The sequence below is a fragment of the Kitasatospora sp. NPDC018058 genome (assembly GCF_044327205.1).
Taxonomy (GTDB): Bacteria; Actinomycetota; Actinomycetes; order Streptomycetales; family Streptomycetaceae; genus Kitasatospora.
In genome coordinates this window covers 1-17,850 of record NZ_JBIRFA010000047.1, presented here as the reverse complement: position 1 = coordinate 17,850, position 17,850 = coordinate 1, and the positions used below count along the sequence as shown (strand labels likewise).

20 protein-coding genes and 8 pseudogenes are annotated in these 17,850 nt (G+C 70.7%); 12 read left to right on the top strand and 16 right to left on the bottom strand.

The genetic code is table 11. The annotated features are described in order from the left end of the window. Nucleotides 1–640: 640 nt before the first annotated feature. The 3 genes and pseudogenes from ACH4E7_RS38205 to ACH4E7_RS38195 all read right to left on the bottom strand — a co-directional run. Entirely contained in the window at nt 641–1,171 is a 531-nt protein-coding gene (locus ACH4E7_RS38205) for a hypothetical protein (protein WP_396253796.1), read from the bottom strand. 92 nt (nt 1,172–1,263) lie between these two features. Further along, nucleotides 1,264–1,542, bottom strand: a pseudogene (locus tag ACH4E7_RS38200) (plasmid stabilization protein). A 404-nt stretch (nt 1,543–1,946) separates the two neighbouring features. Further along, nucleotides 1,947–2,199 (bottom strand): annotated as a pseudogene (locus ACH4E7_RS38195) (IS21 family transposase); the annotation flags it as partial. Nucleotides 2,200–2,782: 583 nt separating this feature from the next. On the opposite strand from ACH4E7_RS38195, the gene ACH4E7_RS38190 reads away from it, so the two are divergent. From ACH4E7_RS38190 to ACH4E7_RS38170, 5 genes and pseudogenes are all read left to right on the top strand, one after another. After that, the gene (locus ACH4E7_RS38190; RefSeq protein ID WP_396253795.1) at nt 2,783–3,619 is read left to right on the top strand and encodes a gas vesicle protein; all 837 of its coding nucleotides are present in this window, start codon (nt 2,783–2,785) and stop codon (nt 3,617–3,619) included. Nucleotides 3,620–3,661: 42 nt separating this feature from the next. Beyond that, on the top strand, nt 3,662–4,108 hold the full coding sequence (locus tag ACH4E7_RS38185) for a gas vesicle structural protein GvpA (protein WP_396253794.1): 447 nt from the start codon (nt 3,662–3,664) through the stop codon (nt 4,106–4,108). 3 nt (nt 4,109–4,111) lie between these two features. Further along, nucleotides 4,112–4,825, top strand: coding sequence for a GvpL/GvpF family gas vesicle protein (locus tag ACH4E7_RS38180; RefSeq protein WP_396253793.1), 714 nt, complete (start codon nt 4,112–4,114; stop codon nt 4,823–4,825). 9 nt (nt 4,826–4,834) lie between these two features. After that, a complete protein-coding gene (locus tag ACH4E7_RS38175; RefSeq protein WP_396253792.1) occupies nt 4,835–5,086 on the top strand; it encodes a gas vesicle protein GvpG in 252 nt (83 codons plus the stop codon). 267 nt (nt 5,087–5,353) lie between these two features. Next, nucleotides 5,354–5,869: pseudogene (locus ACH4E7_RS38170) on the top strand (HAD-IIIA family hydrolase); the annotation flags it as partial. Between the two features lie 234 nt (nt 5,870–6,103). Here ACH4E7_RS38170 and ACH4E7_RS38165 read toward each other — a convergent pair. The 7 genes and pseudogenes from ACH4E7_RS38165 to ACH4E7_RS38135 all read right to left on the bottom strand — a co-directional run bounded on the left by ACH4E7_RS38165 (nt 6,104) and on the right by ACH4E7_RS38135 (nt 9,682). After that, entirely contained in the window at nt 6,104–6,571 is a 468-nt protein-coding gene (locus ACH4E7_RS38165) for a DJ-1/PfpI family protein (protein ID WP_396253791.1), read from the bottom strand. 250 nt (nt 6,572–6,821) lie between these two features. Further along, nucleotides 6,822–7,034 (bottom strand): DUF6296 family protein, encoded by a 213-nt coding sequence (locus ACH4E7_RS38160; RefSeq protein WP_396253790.1) that lies wholly within the window; start codon nt 7,032–7,034, stop codon nt 6,822–6,824. An 11-nt stretch (nt 7,035–7,045) separates the two neighbouring features. Continuing rightward, entirely contained in the window at nt 7,046–7,486 is a 441-nt protein-coding gene (locus ACH4E7_RS38155; protein ID WP_396253789.1) for a hypothetical protein, read from the bottom strand. A 110-nt stretch (nt 7,487–7,596) separates the two neighbouring features. Further along, the gene (locus tag ACH4E7_RS38150; RefSeq protein ID WP_396253788.1) at nt 7,597–7,950 is read right to left on the bottom strand and encodes an STAS domain-containing protein; all 354 of its coding nucleotides are present in this window, start codon (nt 7,948–7,950) and stop codon (nt 7,597–7,599) included. Between the two features lie 32 nt (nt 7,951–7,982). Further along, nucleotides 7,983–8,258 (bottom strand): annotated as a pseudogene (locus ACH4E7_RS38145) (enolase C-terminal domain-like protein); the annotation flags it as partial. Nucleotides 8,259–8,316: 58 nt separating this feature from the next. After that, the gene (locus ACH4E7_RS38140) at nt 8,317–8,763 is read right to left on the bottom strand and encodes a hypothetical protein (protein WP_396253787.1); all 447 of its coding nucleotides are present in this window, start codon (nt 8,761–8,763) and stop codon (nt 8,317–8,319) included. Next, complete coding sequence (locus ACH4E7_RS38135; RefSeq protein WP_396253786.1) at nt 8,750–9,682, bottom strand: thiamine pyrophosphate-binding protein; 933 nt, start codon at nt 9,680–9,682, stop codon at nt 8,750–8,752. The genes ACH4E7_RS38140 and ACH4E7_RS38135 overlap by 14 nt, the downstream gene beginning before the upstream one ends. A gap of 197 nt (nt 9,683–9,879) precedes the next feature. Between ACH4E7_RS38135 and ACH4E7_RS38130 the strand changes: the two genes are divergently transcribed. The 3 genes from ACH4E7_RS38130 to ACH4E7_RS38120 all read left to right on the top strand — a co-directional run bounded on the left by ACH4E7_RS38130 (nt 9,880) and on the right by ACH4E7_RS38120 (nt 11,783). Beyond that, entirely contained in the window at nt 9,880–10,203 is a 324-nt protein-coding gene (locus ACH4E7_RS38130) for a plasmid stabilization protein (RefSeq protein WP_396253785.1), read from the top strand. A gap of 854 nt (nt 10,204–11,057) precedes the next feature. Continuing rightward, entirely contained in the window at nt 11,058–11,279 is a 222-nt protein-coding gene (locus tag ACH4E7_RS38125) for an IS3 family transposase (protein WP_396253784.1), read from the top strand. A gap of 42 nt (nt 11,280–11,321) precedes the next feature. After that, nucleotides 11,322–11,783 (top strand): hypothetical protein, encoded by a 462-nt coding sequence (locus tag ACH4E7_RS38120; RefSeq protein ID WP_396253783.1) that lies wholly within the window; start codon nt 11,322–11,324, stop codon nt 11,781–11,783. A 322-nt stretch (nt 11,784–12,105) separates the two neighbouring features. Here ACH4E7_RS38120 and ACH4E7_RS38115 read toward each other — a convergent pair whose 3' ends face one another. From ACH4E7_RS38115 to ACH4E7_RS38100, 4 genes and pseudogenes are all read right to left on the bottom strand, one after another. Continuing rightward, nucleotides 12,106–12,519, bottom strand: a complete 414-nt coding sequence (locus ACH4E7_RS38115) for a cupin domain-containing protein (RefSeq protein ID WP_396253782.1) — start codon at nt 12,517–12,519, stop codon at nt 12,106–12,108. Between the two features lie 39 nt (nt 12,520–12,558). After that, nucleotides 12,559–12,997: pseudogene (locus tag ACH4E7_RS38110) on the bottom strand (SDR family NAD(P)-dependent oxidoreductase). Nucleotides 12,998–13,214: 217 nt separating this feature from the next. Further along, nucleotides 13,215–13,373 (bottom strand): annotated as a pseudogene (locus ACH4E7_RS38105) (cyclophilin-like fold protein); the annotation flags it as partial. Nucleotides 13,374–13,537: 164 nt separating this feature from the next. Beyond that, nucleotides 13,538–13,987 (bottom strand): annotated as a pseudogene (locus ACH4E7_RS38100) (alcohol dehydrogenase catalytic domain-containing protein); the annotation flags it as partial. Nucleotides 13,988–14,117: 130 nt separating this feature from the next. Here ACH4E7_RS38100 and ACH4E7_RS38095 point away from each other — a divergent pair. Together ACH4E7_RS38095 and ACH4E7_RS38090 are read left to right on the top strand one after the other, a co-directional pair. Continuing rightward, entirely contained in the window at nt 14,118–14,276 is a 159-nt protein-coding gene (locus ACH4E7_RS38095; protein ID WP_396253841.1) for a hypothetical protein, read from the top strand. Nucleotides 14,277–14,371: 95 nt separating this feature from the next. Next, on the top strand, nt 14,372–14,665 hold the full coding sequence (locus ACH4E7_RS38090; RefSeq protein WP_396253781.1) for a hypothetical protein: 294 nt from the start codon (nt 14,372–14,374) through the stop codon (nt 14,663–14,665). 221 nt (nt 14,666–14,886) lie between these two features. Here the strand turns inward: ACH4E7_RS38090 and ACH4E7_RS38085 are convergent, their stop codons facing one another. Continuing rightward, nucleotides 14,887–15,324, bottom strand: coding sequence for an STAS domain-containing protein (locus ACH4E7_RS38085; RefSeq protein WP_396253780.1), 438 nt, complete (start codon nt 15,322–15,324; stop codon nt 14,887–14,889). Nucleotides 15,325–15,510: 186 nt separating this feature from the next. After that, nucleotides 15,511–15,873, bottom strand: coding sequence for an AsnC family transcriptional regulator (locus tag ACH4E7_RS38080; protein ID WP_396253779.1), 363 nt, complete (start codon nt 15,871–15,873; stop codon nt 15,511–15,513). A gap of 128 nt (nt 15,874–16,001) precedes the next feature. Between ACH4E7_RS38080 and ACH4E7_RS38075 the strand changes: the two genes are divergently transcribed. Continuing rightward, on the top strand, nt 16,002–16,136 hold the full coding sequence (locus ACH4E7_RS38075) for a hypothetical protein (protein WP_396253778.1): 135 nt from the start codon (nt 16,002–16,004) through the stop codon (nt 16,134–16,136). Between the two features lie 634 nt (nt 16,137–16,770). Further along, nucleotides 16,771–17,850 (top strand): annotated as a pseudogene (locus ACH4E7_RS38070) (histidine kinase); the annotation flags it as partial.

The window sequence follows — 17,850 nt, the reverse complement described above, 5'->3', positions numbered from 1 at the left end:
GCCACGTCCCGGCCGGACTTCTGCCGGTATTACCAGGCGGTGGCCATGGTGCCGTCGGCCGGCCCCAGTTCAAGGCTCGGAGGGTAGGTCCCGCTCAGCAGGTACTTGGTGCCCTCCTTGCGGTCGCTGAGGTCCCACGCGGCCGAGCCCAGCGATGTCCCCAGCCCTCAGGGCCTTCGCCGGTCGGTGAAGAACAGGTGCACCACGCCTCCGAGCACTGTCCCCCACCCAGATGATCAGCAGTGTTCCGGGCTGGTCAAGCGTCAGCAAGCACCGCCCGTGAGACACATCTACGTGTCCGGAGAACCGTCCCACTTCGGCTCCAGGCTCAGGACGTCGCCCGACGGGAAGGCGGTGACGGGGCGGGCGAGGGCGACGTCGACCGGCAGGGCGAAGGGCAGCACCGTGGCCTACCCGTCGTCCATGGACGTACCCGGGGCGAGGCCGGCGTAGAACGCGACGGGCACCTGACCGGTGCCTGCCCACCGCGCGGCGTCACCCGCAGTACCGGCGGCTGCGGGCGGCGATCTACGCACGATCTCGTCTGTGAACCTGCGGCCCGAGGCAGTTCCTACTCCGGCCCGGTTGCCGATCTGGCAGTCGCAGGGAGTCCGCCGCTGTCGCCGCGGACATCGGGCATTCATAGCGTGCCGGTACCTGCACCGGATGCGGGTTCCCGGCCGTTGAGGACCTCAGCGCTGACCGCCTTGTGCCAGTCGTTCAGTGTGCGCGTCTGCTCAGCCGCCCGCTGGATGAGTCGGTCGAGATCATCCGGATCCAGGCGTGGGTCGTCGTCGGCGATGGCGCGCAGTGCCTGCCACAGCGCGGTCTTGCCTTCCACGCCGGCGCGCATGCCCTCCAGTTCGATCAGATCGCTCAGCGGGGAGCGGCGCGTCAGAGTCCCGTTGGACTTGAGGCGTGCGATCCGTTCACCCACGAGGCCGAGCCAGGTGCGGTAATGGCGTACGGGCACCGCGAGGCTGTTCATGATCCGCACGAGGTCGTTGCGGTCCTGCTCCACGTCGCGGGCCAACCGACGAAGCTCGGCCGCGCGGCGGCTGTCCGGGTGGGTGTCGGCGATGCGACGGGCGAGCGCGGCGCCGCCGAACGCCCCGGTCAGGTGATCGTTCAGGTAGATGCTCAGAGGTTCCGACAGAAGTTGGGGAGTCATCGCGTATCCTCCGAAAAGTTGGCCAGCCGGAAGGCGGCGTACCGGCGGGTGGCTCCGGTCGACAGGCTGATCGGAGCCGCAGCCGGGCCGAATCAGTGACTGAGGGCGTTGGCGAGCTGCTTCTTGTTCATCTTCGAGCGGCCGTGGATGTTGCGCTTCTTGGCTTCGTTGTACAGCTGCTCCTTGGTTGGGCCCTACGAGCCGCCGTGGGAGCGCTGTCCGCCGCGCTTGGAGGAGGAGATATCCTTCACCGAGCTGCGGCTGGCGGTCTTCGACTCGCCGTGCCGGGCGCATTCCTTGTTGACCGTGCGGGCGGCGATCTCCTTGGCCCGCTTCTCGCTCTCGACGCGCTCCAGCGCGCTGTCCTTGATGTACTCGTACTGCCGCTCTAGCTTCTTGCTCGAACCGGCAGGCGTAGCCGCTCACTCCTGTCCTTGTGACTGCGGGACGCGTGTGCCCCGCATCCGTGAAACAAACCCGGCCGGCGGGCAAACCCGCCGCCCGTGTCCCGCCGCCCGTCGCGACCCTCGGCGAGGGGGCGAAGAGCGTGCGCCATCCGCTGCTGGATGCTGCGGTCGAACTGGGATCGGACCCAGTCGAGCTGCGGGGCGTTGACCGCCGGTATCTTCGGCGCGGCAAACGGGCGTGGCGGCCGTGCGGCAGTCTCCGGCGGGCCGTAGCGTCGAGCGGGTGGGCGTGCCGGGCAGGGTGGGAATGAGGGCGGCTTTTGGGGACCGCGGCCAGGGTCGCAGCAGGGTCGGCCCGGGCGGGGCGTCCAGCCGATCCGCTCCGCGATCACGGTGGCCGGCATCGTCGGGGTCTGCTTCGGCAGCCCGGGGGTGGCGGGCTCGAAGGCATCCACGGCCGATCCCTTCAGCGGGCGCTGGTAGACCGGCGGCCGGTCCGAGGCCAGGGCCCCGCGCCACAGTGCCCCGGGAGATCCCCAGCTGCCGGGCCACAACCCGTGCAGACAGGCCCTCGGCCCGATGCAGCCGACGGATCTCGGCCCAGTCCTCCACCCCGATCACCTCTTCCCTCCTGACTCCCGTACCACTGAAGTCAGGATGATCAAGAGATCACGCAGTGACCCGCTTTTGATCCGCGTCCGCGGTCCTCGTTTCACCCGCCGACGACAGTCGCTGTCCGAGGCAAACAGTTCGATGGCGACGCGTACGGTGCCCAGTCGGCCGGCGCAGGCCTCCAGCTCCAGGCGATGCGGTATCTAGCAACCGCGCACGACGGTACGCCCCTCCCACCGCCAGGGGCCGAGCCGGACCCGTGTATCGCGGGCTGGCGCCCAGTTCGGGCCAGGTGCCGCCAGCCGGTTCGGCGCGGGAGGTGCCCGGAACCCTCTGGACGTAGCGTCGCGGGTCGGCCAGCACCCGCCACACATTAGGTGGCCGGTCGATCAGCACATGACGGCCATCCGGCTTTCCCCTTCTGCGTGGCAGCGGCGATCGGGTCCCGCAGATACCGGTCGTAGCGCTTGTCGACAAGCCCGTCTGATCCGGCCCTCCTGGGTGAGCGTTCCCTCGTCCTCGGCGTCCTCGGGGGCAAACCCACCGACCACGCCGAACGATTCGGACGACCGGGCGATCATGGTCTGTTCGGATGCTCGATTCCGTCGGGGCCATGCGCCTGCTGGCCCACGCACTCGCAGTCGCGGTCCGCCCCCGTGCCGTGCTCAGTTCCATCACCTGCTCGCCGGGATGGCCGGCGGGTCGTCGACGGGGGTGGCTCCGATCTTGTCGACCAGGTGCAGGCGGTCGGGCAGTGGGTTGCACGACCATCGCCTGCGCCGCACCAGCAGCATCGCCGGGTACGGGCCATCAGGTTGACCGGACCGGCCCCGTACATGGCCACCCTCCTCGGGAGAATGCCACCGGCGGCACCCCGCCATCCCGAGCATCACGGGGCCCGAGTGTCGGCGGCTGGCGGCTCGGCCTCCTCCTCGTCGTCCTGGTCGTCCTCGGCTCTGGCGCACACGTCCGGTGGGGTTGGCGCGGTGATGTTCCACTACTCGGTTTGCTTGGGGCCAATTGGGTAGGCGCGGCCGGGACGGAAGGATGGTTTATGCCTCGTTATAGCGAGGATGATGATCGGCGGCCTACCAGGAAGCCCCAGCGAGGCCTTTCGGGGCCCGAAGGGGATGAGCCGGTCAGGCGGGTCCCGAGGAAGAGCGGCCCGCAGCTGTCGGTAGCGGCGGTCTTGCGAGCGGCGCTGGAGCAGCTGGGGATGCTGCTCGGCAGGGTACCCGAGTCGGTGTCCGGCCTCCGGCGCACGGATGAAGGATGGCAGGCCGACGTGGAGGTGGTGGAAGTCGAGCGCGTGCCGGACACGGCAAGCATCCTGGCCAGCTACCGGGTGACGCTCGACAGCAAGGGGGAGCTACTGGGTTACGAGAGGACACGCCGCTACACGCGTGATGAGCTCGACCGCCAGAGGTGAGGGCGACCTTCGCGTGTGGGCGTGGCTGTGGAAGGAAGCGCCGTGACTGTAGTGCCGCAAGGCGGCGGAGGAAGTGCAGTAGCCGGGGGCCGAGGTTCGGGCACGTTGTACGACGTCGTCGAGCTGATTCTCGACCGTGGTCTGGTCATCGACGTGTTCGTGCGGGTGTCCCTCGTGGGCATTGAGATCCTTAAAATCGACGCGCGCATCGTGGTGGCCAGCGTGGACACCTATCTGCGTTTCGCGGAGGCATGTAACCGGCTGGACCTGGAGTCCGGCCGCAAAGCGCCGACCCAGTTGCCCGAGCTGGTGGGCGAACTGACCGAGGGCGGCGCCCGGGGCAAGAGCAAGGGAGCGCTCACCGGCGCGGTGGAAGCGGTAACAGACACCATTCGTCAGCACACCCAGGGCAGGGAAGAGGAGCCGGAGCCGACCGAGAAACGTGAGAGGCCACGGCCGGCGCGCCGCGCACGCCCCCGGGAAGAGTGAGTCATGGCCGTCTACATCTACGCGATCACCGCCGATGTCCATCCGGTGCGCTTGGACGGCGTCACCGGCGTCGGCGATCCTCCTGAGGAACTCGCCACCCTCACCGAGGCCGGTCTGTCCGCGATTGTCAGTTCCGTACCCGAAGGACTGCGGGCTCGTCGTCGCGACGTCATGGCACACCAGAACGTGCTTCAACGGCTGATGGCCGATGGAGCCGTGCTTCCGCTCAGGTTCGGCATGGTGGCCTCCGAGCCTCAGGAGATCCGGGAAGCGCTGAAAGGGCACGCCGACTTCTACCGGGAACGGCTCCGAACCCTCACGGGATGCGCGGAGTACCTGCTCAAGGCCACCTTCGACGAGGACTTCGTGCTTCGGCAGATCCTGCAGGACTCCGCCGAGGCGCAACGGCTCAATGAGGAGAGCCGACGGCACAGCGGCGATCCCAACATCAAGATAAGGCTCGGCGAACTTGTGGCCGGGGAGCTTCGGGCGCGCAACGAGGCTGCGGCGGCCGAGGTCCTTGAGGCTCTGCGTCCGCTGGCGCGCGAGATCGAGGAAAACGAGCCTCGCGGCAACGACTTCGCCAGCATCTCCTTTCTCGTGGAGGACGCCCGTCACGAGGACTTCGTCACCGCCGAGTCAGAGCTGTCCGAGCGGTGGGGCAAGGGTTACCAGTTCAGACTGCACGGCCCGCTGCCGCCCTACAGCTTCGTTTAGGAGAATGTCATGGGGCTGATCACGGGCCTGCTGACGTTGCCGCTGGCTCCAGTACGCGGAGTCGTCTGGGTGGCGGAGCAGGTGGCGAACGCGGCCGAGCGCCAGTACTACGACCCCTCTCCAGCCGAGGAAGCGCTCAAGTCACTCGAACGCGAACTGATCGCCGGACAGATCAGTGAGGAAGAGTTTGATCGTCGAGAGGAGGAACTTCTGGATGAACTCGACGAAATCCACCGGTTCTGGGAAGCGAAACAAACCTGAGAACGCGCGATTGCCCAGGCAGCTGCGCCCACAGGACCCGCCAAGGCCAGTACCACGGCTGGTCGGGCGACGTCGACGCCGAAAACCAGGCCCGGGCGGCGCGGCCGGCTGCGGCGGTCTGGAGACTGCCCCCGGTGCCGGGGCGATCGCAGCCCTCCGGGACCACCTGAGGGCAACGACACGTCCGGGCGCCACCACTCCCCCGTGATCCCCGATCCGCCCTCCGACGGCTGTTTGCCCGCTTCGACCGTGGCAACCCGCAGGAGTATGGCGTACCTCGGAGAACCCGTACCGACCGTTCCGCAGCCCCGCCCCTCCGGCAGCCGCGCGGACCGGTCCGGACCGTGGCTGTTCACCCGCACCGGCGGGGCCTCGGTCGAGGGCGCGACGGGCGCGGTGCTGTTCGGCCGGGACGGCACGCTCCTGCAGAACGTCGCCTACAACGGCGATCCGGCGATGGTCCGTCCGATGGCGGGCGTGCGGGCCGCACTGGCGGCGCTGCGCGGAGCTGGCTTCGCGCTCGGCGTGCTGAGCAACCAGCCGGGCGTGGCGCGCGGACTGTTCGGGCGCGGGCAGGTCCAGGCCGTCCAGACCCGGGCCGAGGCGCTGCTGGGGGCGATCGACGTGTGGGCGGTGTGTCCGCACGGATCGCACGACGGCTGCGCCTGCCGGATGCCCGCCCCGGCCCTGGTCACGGCCGCCTACCGGGCGCTCGGCCTACCGCCCTCGTGCATCACGGTGATCGGGTGCGAGGACACCGTGATCGCTGCCGCGCTGGCGGCCGGCTCGCACGCGATGGGGGTCCCCGAGGGGGACCGACGACGGACGGCCCGTGCCCGCCCTGTACGCCGAAGGCCTGCCGGTCCGCCGAATGCCCGGAAGCGGCGGCGGACCTGCTGCTGCTGGGCTCGGGCGTCGAGCTGTCCCGGGCGGCCGGGTTCGGCACACCGAACGGGCTGGCCGGGGTGGCGGTCTGCGCCGACGGCGAGCGGCCGGGGCCGGCGTTCTGGGAGGAGTTCACCGGGATGGTCGGGCACCACCGCTTCCCGTCCCGGTGACGGCCCGCTGTCCCGTCGCCCGCCGACCGCAACGGCCCGTACGGATCCGCGCGAAGCGGCGTCCGTACGGGCCTTCGCCCGTCAGGCGGTCGTGGCGGATGGCGGCGACCGGCCGACCGGAGGTGGTGAAGGCGAGCACCACGGCCACCGCCTCCAGGCGCAGCCTGAGGCTGTCCGCGTTGAGGGTGCCGCCGGGGATGAGCAACAGGTCGTAGTCAGTGGGGTCGATCCCGCCGAGGGCGTGGGTAGGGCGCACGGTCTCGCCCGGTCGCCGGTCCCTGACCGGGGTGCGGATGTCGCCCCGGTCGGGGGCGGCGATGTCGACCCGCACGCCGTCGTCGCGCAGATGCCGCACGGGGACGAGGAGTTCATCCTGTTCTACGCCGTAGTTCGCCACGATCGCCAGGACCTTGGTGTGGTGGGTCATCTCTCCTCCTGGGCAGCGGGGCTGCGCGTCGGGCGCGGGCGGCCGCGCCCCCGGATGCCAGCGGGTACCCGGCATTCCCACGACCATGCCGGATTGGCCGTTCCCGATCCGCGTAGCCGCAGGGCACCGGCGGATTGCTGCAGCCCGCCCGAGCCGACGGAGGCAGTCCTGAGCCTCAGACGACGGTCCTGGGCCGTGGAAAGGCGCGGGCCGACGGACCGACGGCGGACCGGAGGGGACCGACTGCTGTTCAGTCCAGCGGTTCGGCGCGGGCCGGACGGCCCAGCGGGAGCGCGGTGGTGATCGTCCGGACTTCTCCCTCGCCGTCGATCTCGGCGCGGACCGCGCCGGAGTCGTCCACGTACACCTCGGTGCCGTCGCTCCCCATCGCCCCGGTGGCGGTGAGCACGATCTCGCGGTACGGATCAGTGGCGACCAGGCGGTAGTGCTTGGCGGTCTTCATGGCCCGTCCCTTCATGGTTCGTCGTCATCGCGGTCGGCGGCCGCCCGGTCGCCGTAGCGCGCCTGCCACTCGCGGGCGCGGGCGTTGTGCCACTCCACGCCCTGCTCCGCCTGCCGTACGGACAGGCCGCTCAGCTGGGCAACCGTGCTGAGCGGGACGGGTCCGTCGTAGTCCGCGAGTGCCCGGCAGACCTTCCCGGCCCACTGCTCCTCGGGGACGAAGACACGATGGCGGTAGTACGCCACCAACTCGGCGAGGTGGTCCACGGAGCAGGCGATGATCACCCGCTTGCCGTCCAGGTTGGGGTCGGTCGGATGCAGCGCTGATGAGTCCGGCACCAGCGCGCTGAGCAGGTCCGTCTCGGGGACGGCCTGGCCGCAGTGGTCGCACAGGTCGAGTGCTTCCACATCGTCGGCGGACGAGCCGTCCGCCGGGGGTCCGATGTCCTCCATGCCGCGCGCCTACCCCGCACGGCCGAGGCGAACCGGCCAGTGGTGCGAGTGCTCCCTGTCGGGTAGGCACGTCACAGGGCCCGGCGGACGTCATGGCCTCCTCCTTCCGGTCAGGCCGGCGGGGCGTCACGGATGCTGAACAGTTCGGCGGTGCCGGTCCGTTGGAGCATCCACCGGACCAGCGGCCGGGGGCGGGCCAGGTCGATGCGGCTGCCCTCCGCGGCCGCGCGGGCCTGGGCCCGGAGCAGGGTGTCGAGGCCGGTGGAGTCGCAGAAGCCCAGCCCGGCGCAGTCGATCACCAACACGGTGCCGGGCGGTCGCAGCGCGTCGTCGAGCGCGCTGCGCAGGTCGTCGGCCGAGTCGTGGTCGAGCTCCCCGAGGAGAGTGAGCAGGGTGCCCTCGGCCCATGGCCTGCTCCGGGTGACGAGCCCGTCACGGGGTTCCGGTAGTGGGCTGTTCGCCATGTCGGCTCCCTCCGTCCCGTCGGCCCGGCCCGTCATCCGGTGCGGTAGGCGGCCGCCCGGGAGGCGGCCAGGCGCAGCCCGTGGCCGGGCGCGCCGTCGGCGCCGGGGGTGACGGTGCCACCGGTGGGGTCGAGGGTGCCGTCGAAGAGCAGCCGCTCGATCCGGACGTGGTCGTGGAACCACTCCAGGTAGCGACAGTTGCGGACCGCCGCGGCGGCGTGGGCGTGCAGGTGCGGGGCGCAGTGGGCGGAGACGTCCAGGCCGTGGGCCTGGGCGAGGGCGGCGGCGCGCAGCCAGCCGGTGAGGCCAACGGCGGCTACCGGCGCAAACAGCTGGGAGAGCACGTCGTAACCGGGGAAGCGCCGCTCAGGCATCGCGGGACTCCCGGCGCAGTACGTCGGCGACCAGCCCCATCCCTCCGACCAGGCTCATCAGCATCGGAGCGAACAGCGGTGGGCCCATCTCGACGTTGTAGCGGGCCGCCCAGCCGCCGGGCTTCTCCGCGATGCCCCGCACGTGCAGCCAGGTGCCCTGGAGGCCGTTGGCGGTGATCGCGGCGGACACGATCGGCAGCAGGGTGCGGGCGGCTCGCGGGTCGAGCGCCCCGGCCACCGCTCCGACCGGCCCGAGCCAGACCGGCCACCACATGACGCGGTTGCCGAAGCCGGCCCGGTCATGCTCCAGGTAGACCTCAGCGGCGGTGATCACCGAGCCGACGGCGGCGGCCGGGGCGAGCGAGCGCTGGAAGCGTCGGGTGCGGATGTTGCGCAGCGCGAGGTCGCCGCCGCGTCGGACCGGGTCAATGGCGGCCATGTCGGCCTCCGAAGGACGGCAGGAGCTCTTGGAGCTTGGCCTTGAAGCCCTGGCGGACCATCGCCGGGCGGTCGTTGTCCCCGCGCAGCACGGACGCGGCGGCGGCCTGGATCTGGTCCCAGCTCGCGTGCGGTGGGATCGGCGGGACGGCCGGGTCGGTGCGCAGTTCCAGGAGGAACGGGCGGTCGGCGTCGAGGGCGTGCTGCCAGCCGCTGGAGACGTCCTCCGGCGCGATCGCCCGCGCGGCGGCCAGGTCGAGGGTGCGGGCGAAGGCGGCGTAGTCGACGTCGGGCAGCTCCTGGGAGGGCAGGAAGCTCGGGGCGCCCTGCATGGCCCGCATCTCCCAGGTGACCTGGTTGAGGTCGCGGTTGTTGGAGGGCACCATCTTGAAAGCGTGCTCCGGCGGGCTGTAGTCCAGCTCCTGGACGTCGGCGGGCACGATGACGGCGGTGACGGTGCGGCGGGCGGCCGCAGTGCGCAACGCCCGGTCGAGCACATTGGGCAGCTGCTCGGGGACGGTCACCATCTGGCAGTACTCCGCGGCGACGTCCTTGAACAGGCTCAGCAGGTCGACTTCCTGCTGGTAGGAGCCGCTCATGGCGCTGCGGTCGGTCTGCCCCACCAGGGCCGTCACCGGGACGTGGTCGAGCTTGGCGTCGTGCAGGCCGTTGAGCAGATGGATCGCGCCCGGGCCCGAGGTCGCCGCGCACACCCCGGTACGGCCGGAGAACTTGGTGTAGCCGACGGCCTCGAACGCGGCCATCTCCTCATGCCGGGCTTGGACGAACGCCGGGTGGTTCTCGGCCCGGCCCCAAGCCGAGAGCAGCCCGTTGATGCCATCGCCGAGGTAGCCGAAGACGTACTCGACGTCCCAGACGCGCAGCCGCTCCAGAATGTGATCGGAAACCTTCGGGGACACGATGCTCCTCCTTCACGCCGCCTGCCCCCCGCAGCGCGGCTATCCGCTGCGGGGGGCAGGAAACACGGAAGTCAGGCCGATTCCTCCGGCTTGTCTCGCCAGCCCGGCGCTGTTCGCGCGGCTGCACGATGGTTTCTTGCGGTTTGTCCGGGTACACGCGCCCAGGCAACCACCTCGACACGAGAGGAGGCGCGGCCATGCCCCGAGGATCCAGCCCCAAGCGGGAGCGCCAGTACGAGCACATCAAGGAGAGCGCACTCGAGCGCGGCGAGAGCGAGAAGCGCGCCAAGGAGATCGCCGCCCGTACGGTCAACAAGGAACGCGCCCGGCACGGCGAGTCGAAGAGCAGCAGCCGCAGTTCGACCCACGACATCCCGTCGAGCCGACGCGGCGGGCAGCGCTCCCACCAGGGCGCCCAGGGCCCGACCTACGACCAGCTGTACAACGAGGCCAAACACCGCAACATCAAAGGACGTTCGAAAATGAACAAGCGCGAGCTGGCCAACGCGCTGGGCCACTGAGCCCGGCCGGCCCGCTACCGACGAGGTTCCCGCGAGGTCCCGCCATGACCATTCCGACGCCCCCGGATCCGGACACCGAACCGATCCCCCACCCCAACCCCGCGCCGAACAGCACGTTCAGGCAGGTGGAGTCGCAGAATGCCAGGCCGGAGAGATCGACGACCGGCCGCTGCGGGCGGTCACCCACCGCCCGGTCGAGCGCGCGCTGCCGCCGGACGCGCTGGTCCTGGTTCACCTCGTCATCAAGGCGGACGACCTCGGCCCCGCCAGGAGTCCGTGCGGTGGTGATCCGCAGCAGCGGGGCGGCGATGCCGGGACTGGACCATACAATGTGCAAACCGCCCTCTGTCTGCCCTTGTCGGCCCGAGGATCCCGACCGCCCCGCCGTCGGCGAGATCTGCAGTGCGCAGACTGCCTGCCGGTCCTGGAGGACGAGCGCCCCGATCGCGACCGGACGTCCGCCCCGCCGACCCACATATCTGACCCACACCCCATGGCCGCCGGCCCACATTCGGACCGGCGGCTCCAGAACAGCAGAATCCGTCGGAAGACGGGATGACCCAGCCTGTTCTGGAGCGCCGTCACGTGAAGCATGCCCGGTCGGCAGTCACCAACCCTTCGGGCCGGCCGGGCGCGGCCACCAGCTCAGGGCAGCGGGTGTGCGTGCGGTGGTGTCCCCGGCTCGGGCAGGCCGTCGCTGTCCACGAGGATGCCGGTCCAGGTACTCGGGGTGAACTCGCACCACCAGGACCTCCTCGTAGTGGGAGCGGTTGAGATCCCGATCTCCCCGCGGGTCGGCAGCCGTTGGGAGTATCGGGGACTCCTACGACAACGCCCTCGCCGAGAACCTGTGGATGCTGATCAAGACCGAGTGCATCCGCGGCCGCGTCTTCGACACCCGCGCCGATGCGAACCTCGCGCTCTTCGAGTACCTCGACGGGTTCTACAACACCCGTCGCATCCAGAAACGACTCGGCTACCTCAGCCCCATCGAATACGAGGAGAAGCACTACGCCAACCACGCGACGGCCGAACAAGTGAACCTGAAACCCCGTCAACCCACTCTGGCCAGCTAATCAGCACCTCCCGCACGCCGGGGGAAGCTCAAACCGATGGGCTTGCCGCTTTCTGCAGGCCATGTGCTCGTGCGACTGGGGGACGGCGCGCAGGAGGTGGCGGACGCCGTCCTCGACGTACTCGAAGGCGTCTTCGAGACGCACACCGGCCGTGGCCGGACCCGGATCGGCGATGTGTGGGACGTTCCTCCCACCCTGACTTCCGAGGGCACCTGGACGGTGGCCGAGTCACAGCCCGGCGGTGCCTCGGCGATCCCCGCACCGGGCCCGTCGGTGAGCTCCTCGCAGGCCTTCAATGTGCGCAGCTCCACGCCGCCGCCGGAGAAGCGCATCGTGCTGCCGGGCGAGATCACCGCGGAACTCCTCGGTGCCCCCGAGGACGTCAGGACGATGGTGCGCACGATCTCGGGCCTCTGCTCGGCACGCGAGGAGGGTCAGGAGGAGCAGGGCCCGCAGCTGGCGGTTCGGCTACGGCTCGGGCATGCCGTCGCCGAACCGGGGTAGGCCCCGCACACTACCCGCCGCGTCAAGACAGGCAGGTGATGAGTCTCCGGCCCGCCCCAGCTGCGGCGGGCAAGGCCCATCATGCGAGTTGCACAACATGAAGGGCATCACCCGGCCATCCAAGTGGCCTGCCCGGCACGCAAGGGTCGGTTGACGAGGAGGCTTGTCGCCGGAGCTGCAGGTCTCGAGCGCGTTGAAGGCTGATACTCGCCTTGCTGGGTCGGTAGGGAGGGCTTACCCGGGATTCACCCGCCGTGAGCATTGATGTCCTCCGGCCGGTCTCGTGCTTGCCCGGGGATGCGGCGGCTCGGCTGGTGTGTGGCTACGGCTGACGGGTGCGGGGGCCGTCGTACTGCTCGTCGGTGACGGGTTCGGCCCAGACGGTCTCGGGGGTGCCGTCCGTGGTCGCCTCCCACATGGCGATGTGTTCCATGAACCGGTCGGGGGCGGCGCCGTGCCAGTGTTCCTCACCGGGCGGGCAGCTGACGGTCTGTCCGGGGCGGGCCTCAAAGAGGGTGCCGTCGCGGGTGCCGATCAGGGCGGTGCCAGAGACGACGTGCAGGGTCTGGCCGACGGCGTGGGTGTGCCAGTGGGTGCGGGCACCGGGGGCGAAGCGGACCAGGTTGGCCCGCAGGCGGGAGGGTGCCTGGCCGGCGACGATGACATCCCACCAGACGTCGCCGGTGAACCATTCGGCGGGGGCCTTGCTGGTGGGCTGGGGCTGGACGAATTCCATGGTGATCGGTGCCTTTCTTGGGGTTGTCGGGGGTTGGGTTCAGCGGGCGACGTAGCCGCCGTCGACGGGCAGGGCGACGCCGACGACGAAGCTCGCACCGGGGCTGCACAGCCACAGGACGGCCTGGGCGATCTCGTCGGCGCTGCCGAGCCGGTTGATGGGCTGGTTGGCCCCAGCCCCGGCGCGGCCGAGTTCTCCCTTGGCGATCATGTCCTGGACCATCGGGGTGTCGATGGTGCCGGGGCAGATCGCGTTGATGCGGATGCCGCGGGGGGCGTATTCGAGGGCTGCGCTGCCGGTGAGGCCGATGACGCCGTGTTTGGAGGAGTGGTAGGAGGCGCGGCCGGGGGATGCCGACGAGGCCGCCGAGCCGGTCGAGGTCGGCGAGGGCGAAGGCGCGGGAGGTGGCCAGACCCATGCCGGAGCTGGCGCCGGTGACGAAGGCGACCTGGCCGGTGAAGTCGTAGGTGGGGTTCATCGGGGTGTTCTCCCAGCGGGGTTCGGGATTCAGGGGGCGGCTTCGAGGGTGATCCTCTCGGCGCGGGATAGTTGGTCGGAGTCGGCGTCGACGTGGCCGAGTACGAGGAGGTCGGCGGAGGGGGCGGGGCCGTCCTGGTGGAAGAGGGCGAGGTTGCCCCAGGGGTGTAGTAGGCGAGGTCGCCGGTCCTGGCCGCGACCGGCGTGGGCGCGTCGGCGGTGGTGAGCTTGCGCGACGGGTAGCCGATCCGCTCGGTGCCGTGGAAGTCCTCCAGGTCCACGGTCAGCGGCAGCAGGGCGACCAGGTCGCGGGCGGCGGGGCTGTCGTTCAGCGTCGCCGTGACGGGCCTGCCGTCGAGGGTGACTCGGATGTCCATCGGGGTGCTCCCGTCGGTGGTCGCGGGTTGTTGCTGCTGGCCTGCCATCGGCTGGGAGGTCGTGGCCGGCGGGGTGCTGGTGCAGGCGACCAGGGCGGGCAGGAGCACGTCGGCTGCTGCGGAGCAGAGCAGGACCGGACGGAGCAGGGCCGGATGGTGCGGGGCCAGGTGGTCACGTCGGAGACCGCGAGCAGGCCCGGCCAGAGCTCCTCGCCAGGGGTACCGTCGGTGGCGACCAGGGTGCCCTGGGCGTTCGGGATGCGCACGTACTCGGCCTGGCAGGTGCTCATGAACTCCCGGTGCAGGCAGTTCGACTGGAACCCGTTCCAGCAGTTCGGGCAGGTGTTGTCGGAGGTGGCGAACGAGCCGACCACCAACTGGCCCGGTCGGACGGAGGTGACCCCCGAGCCGACCTCCTCCACGAACCCGACGTACTCGTGGCCCATCGGGTGCGGGTCGCCGATCGGCTCCCCGCCGCGGTACGGCCACAGGTCGGAGCCGCACACGCAGGTCACCGCCGTACGGATGATCGCATCGGTGGGCTTGAGGATCTTCGGGCCGTCCAGGGTCTCGAAGCGGACGTCACGGGGGGCGTGGATCACTGCGCCGCGGATGAGAGGGATTCCTTCGCGTCACGGGCGCGCGGCCGTACGGCCGCCGCCGTCGCCCGCGCCCTGCAGCTCGACGACGCCGAACGCGCCCACCTGCTGCACCTCACCCAGGCCGCCGACGGCTCCGAAGGAGATGGCCGCCGAACCCGGCCTGACCCTCACCGTCTACACCGCCGAACCCGGCTCCCCCAGCGAACAGGGCCTGCGCCTGCTCGCCTCCTGGGCCGCCACCCGGGAAGCCGGGGCGGATCCTCGGCAGACCCAGCGCACGGCGGCGCCGCGCCGGGAATGATGCGGCCTACGCGAACTGCCTGCCGACCGCATCCCTGCCCAGCTTGAAGCGGGCACCCGGTGACTCCCGGCCCGGGAACTGTACGCGCCCGGTCCGTGGACGAGGTCGAGGAGGTCATGGGACGCCTGGCGGACGGTGCCTCGCCGCACACCATGAGAGAGAACCGTGCGCTGGTCGCCTGGGCCCTCGGAGACAACCCCTGGCACCGATCACCAACGCGGACATGGTGGAGCGACACCCCCCCGGACGAAGCCCAGCTCGCCGGAGAGGAACGGGCCGCGCTGCGGCGCGCACACGCCCCACGCCGCGACACCCAGGAACGCGACTTCACGGTCGGTGTCGCCCGGGCGCTGGCCCGGGTGCTCGGGCACACCGACGATTGGCCCTGAACCGCACAAGGCCGCGGACCAGGCGGCACACGGTCGCGCCCCGTCCCGACGTGACAGGAGCCCCCGGCGCGTCCGAAGCAGCTTCCGGCCCTTCCGGTCCTCCTCGCGGGCCGTTCCAACGCATACCCGGGTGCGCACGACCGAGGGCGGTCAGGTGCTGTGGCTGGTGCGGGTGAGCATGCGCGAGGAGGCGGATGGCGGTTTCGGCGTCGGCAAGTTCGTCACCAGTGGGGAGTACGGCGCCGAAGGTGCGGTCTGGCGGCGGCCGTCAGGGCGGCGCGGACGCTGGCGTGGATGGGGAAGACCTCGTCGGCGCCGGTGATCTCCAGAAGCCGCAGGGTCTGCGGCCCGGGCGCGGCCAGCAGCATCTCCACGCCCGCGGCTTGGGCGTCCTGGCGTGCGGTGAGCAGGGCGTTGAGGCACACGGAGTAGCAGAAGATCAGGCCGGTCAGGTCGACGATCAGCCGGGGAGGCCGGTCCGCGACCGCCTTCGTGAGGACACCCTCCAGCGCGCCGCGGTCGTCCTGGTCGACCTCGCCATCGAGATGGACGATCACCGCGGTTCCGGAGACCGTGGTAGTGGTGATCCGCAGGCGGGGCGTGGTGACCTGCAGGTCGTCGAGGCCCTCGTGCCTGGCGGATCCGGGGAGCCTGTGCACGGGAATCACCGCCTTCTCAGCGGGCTGGCCCGCCCGCAGCCGGGCCAGCCGGGGGTAGTGCGGAGCGGAGCGCCAGAGGCCGTGCGGTGCCCCGCAAGGACCTCGACGCGTTCAAGCGCCCAGCTCCGCGGCTGTCCGCAGCGGGGGCACGACGCGGCGCTACGCTCAAGGTCGCCGGGGCCGGGCTCACGGATGCTCGTCATGGCGATCACCGCTGGGAGCCGCAGGGACGGCGGTGGAACCGGCACCGGAATCAAGGGCGGCGAACAGGGCCAGCAGGCCGGCGATCTCGTGACGGGCCTCGGCCGGGTGGCGGAAGTGCGTGCCGTCCACGACGCGGTAGTGGTTGCGGCGTCCGCACCGGGTGTGGGCGAGGTAGCCGCCGTTTTCCAGATCGGTGACGATCGCCTGCACGGCCCGTTCCGTCACTCCGCAAACCACGGCGAGATCCCGCAGGCGCACTTCCGCGTCACGCGAGATCGTCAACAGCACCCGGGCGTGCTGCGTCAGGAACGTCCAGCTCGTACGCGGCTCCCGCTCATCCGACATACCACAAGTATGAACCCGAATTCCGGTTTCGCGATTCCTGATCTTCCGTGGCGCCGACGACCGGGCGGTCAGCCGACCACGTCCACGGCGGACCCGGGCGCGACCCCACCAAGATCATCCCATGACTGATGGTCAACCCCACCGCCGGGGATGGCAAAGTGCTCGCGCTGTACGAGTCCTGGGGCTACGAGGCCATCAACGAGGTCCAACCGAACCCGGATGCGCCGCCGCTCGTAGCGATGATCCGCAGCTGCGTTGTCTGATGGGCCCGCCGCTCATCCGAGATAGGGGTGCCCGCACCGGCGGCATTGCACTTGTCGGGGCCGGGATGCCGGGCAGGTAGCAGGCGGTGGCGCGGATGCTGGGCATCTCAGCCAGCCCTTCGCCAAGTGTGGTCCATCGGTTTCCTTCACGACGCCTGCACCACAGGGACCAGCGCGCTCCGCGCTTGGCCGCCACCCCCTGATGACCGACATCGCTGCTACCGGGCGGATGCCACCGGCTCCGGCCCGGGCAGCTTCGACGATCTCGGCCTTCCACTCCGGGGTGAACGAGCGGCGAGGGCGTTGCTTCCTCTTCCCGTTGCTCTCCATGATGGACATCATCCTTACCGCAGCCGAAGCCCCTGATCAGGGGCGTCCGTCAAAGCGAATCAAACCCAGTCGGGGTTCTGCACCCGATTCCCGGCCAGGCCGGATCCGCGACGATGACGCAGGCAGTCCACCACCCCCGGGGGGCGTCCCCGGTGGTGTCCTCACCGTAGCCACCAGTTCCTGGCCGGCAATCTGCTGGCCCGCCGTGGGCTTCGCGCGTGCACGTCTCCGAGCAGGGTGGCAGCGTGGAAGGGGAGGACCCGGATGCGTGGGGACAGCCCGGATGCACACAGGGAGCACGTCCTTGAGCAAGGCACAGGACGGGCCGGGGGAACACCGGTCCGTCTGGGGTCGGCTGCGCTCGCGGCTGCGGGTGCGCAGTGTTGCCGGGCAGGTGTTCCTGTGGCTGCTGATCGTCGTTGTGCTACTGGTCGGCGCGGCCCTGACGACGCTCATCCTGCAGGCCCGCAGCTATGCCACGCGTGATGCGGAGCACAGCACACGCGCCGCGGCCGTCACGTTGTCGCGCTATCCCGGGTTGGCGGCTGCTCTCGACAGCGCCGATCCGACCGCGGTGCTGCAGCCGCTGGCCGTGGACGTGCAGAAGAGTGGCGGCTTCGACTACATCGTGATCTTCGGCGCCGACGGGACCCGCTACGCCCAGACCGCCCATCCCGAGCTGATCGGAAAGCACGTCTACGGCAACTACCAGCCAGCCCTGAAGGGGCCGTACACCGTGACCGAGAACATCCCGCTGGGACCCGACGTGGACACCACCGCGGCGATCACCAGGCCGGACGGTTCGGTCGCCGGGTTTCTCTCGGTGGGGTACTACGTCAAGAACACAGGCGGCGCGGTGAGCCAGCAGCTGCCGGTCCTGTTCGGCGGCGCGGCGGCCGCGCTCGCCGTGGGCACGGGCGGGGCGGTGCTGGTGCGCCGGCGGCTGCGCCGCCAGACGCACGGCCTGGGCCCGGCCGAGATGACACGGATGTACGAGCATCACGACGCGGTGCTGCACGCGGTCCGGGAGGGTGTGCTGATCGTCGGCGGGGACGGCGGGGAGGGGCGGGTGGTGCTGGCGAACGACGAGGCCCGGCGGTTGCTGGAGCTGCCGTCGGAGGTGGAGGGGCGGCCGATGGCCGAGCTCGGGCTCGATCCCGGGTTGGCCGAGTTGCTGGCGTCCGGGCGGGCCGCCACCGACGAGGTGCATCCGGCCGGGGAACGGCTGCTCGCCGTGAACAACCGTCCCACCGCGCCGTTCGGCGGCGGGCCCGGCAGCGTCGCGACGATCCGGGACACCACCGAGCTGCGGGCGCTGGCCGGGCAGGCCGAGGCGGCGCGGGCCCGGCTGAAGCTGCTGTACGACGCGGGGCTCCGGGTGGGT

Bases quoted from the DNA above. Each gene is read 5' to 3' on its own strand.
- ACH4E7_RS38205 (WP_396253796.1), bottom strand. From the start codon at position 1,171: ATGACTCCCCAACTTCTGTCGGAACCTCTGAGCATCTACCTGAACGAT.
- ACH4E7_RS38190 (WP_396253795.1), top strand. From the start codon at position 2,783: ATGCTCGATTCCGTCGGGGCCATGCGCCTGCTGGCCCACGCACTCGCA.
- ACH4E7_RS38180 (WP_396253793.1), top strand. From the start codon at position 4,112: ATGGCCGTCTACATCTACGCGATCACCGCCGATGTCCATCCGGTGCGC.
- ACH4E7_RS38175 (WP_396253792.1), top strand. From the start codon at position 4,835: ATGGGGCTGATCACGGGCCTGCTGACGTTGCCGCTGGCTCCAGTACGC.
- ACH4E7_RS38165 (WP_396253791.1), bottom strand. From the start codon at position 6,571: ATGACCCACCACACCAAGGTCCTGGCGATCGTGGCGAACTACGGCGTA.
- ACH4E7_RS38160 (WP_396253790.1), bottom strand. From the start codon at position 7,034: ATGAAGACCGCCAAGCACTACCGCCTGGTCGCCACTGATCCGTACCGC.
- ACH4E7_RS38155 (WP_396253789.1), bottom strand. From the start codon at position 7,486: ATGGAGGACATCGGACCCCCGGCGGACGGCTCGTCCGCCGACGATGTG.
- ACH4E7_RS38150 (WP_396253788.1), bottom strand. From the start codon at position 7,950: ATGGCGAACAGCCCACTACCGGAACCCCGTGACGGGCTCGTCACCCGG.
- ACH4E7_RS38140 (WP_396253787.1), bottom strand. From the start codon at position 8,763: ATGGCCGCCATTGACCCGGTCCGACGCGGCGGCGACCTCGCGCTGCGC.
- ACH4E7_RS38130 (WP_396253785.1), top strand. From the start codon at position 9,880: ATGCCCCGAGGATCCAGCCCCAAGCGGGAGCGCCAGTACGAGCACATC.
- ACH4E7_RS38125 (WP_396253784.1), top strand. From the start codon at position 11,058: ATGCTGATCAAGACCGAGTGCATCCGCGGCCGCGTCTTCGACACCCGC.
- ACH4E7_RS38115 (WP_396253782.1), bottom strand. From the start codon at position 12,519: ATGGAATTCGTCCAGCCCCAGCCCACCAGCAAGGCCCCCGCCGAATGG.
- ACH4E7_RS38095 (WP_396253841.1), top strand. From the start codon at position 14,118: ATGGCCGCCGAACCCGGCCTGACCCTCACCGTCTACACCGCCGAACCC.
- ACH4E7_RS38080 (WP_396253779.1), bottom strand. From the start codon at position 15,873: ATGTCGGATGAGCGGGAGCCGCGTACGAGCTGGACGTTCCTGACGCAG.
- ACH4E7_RS38075 (WP_396253778.1), top strand. From the start codon at position 16,002: ATGGTCAACCCCACCGCCGGGGATGGCAAAGTGCTCGCGCTGTACGAG.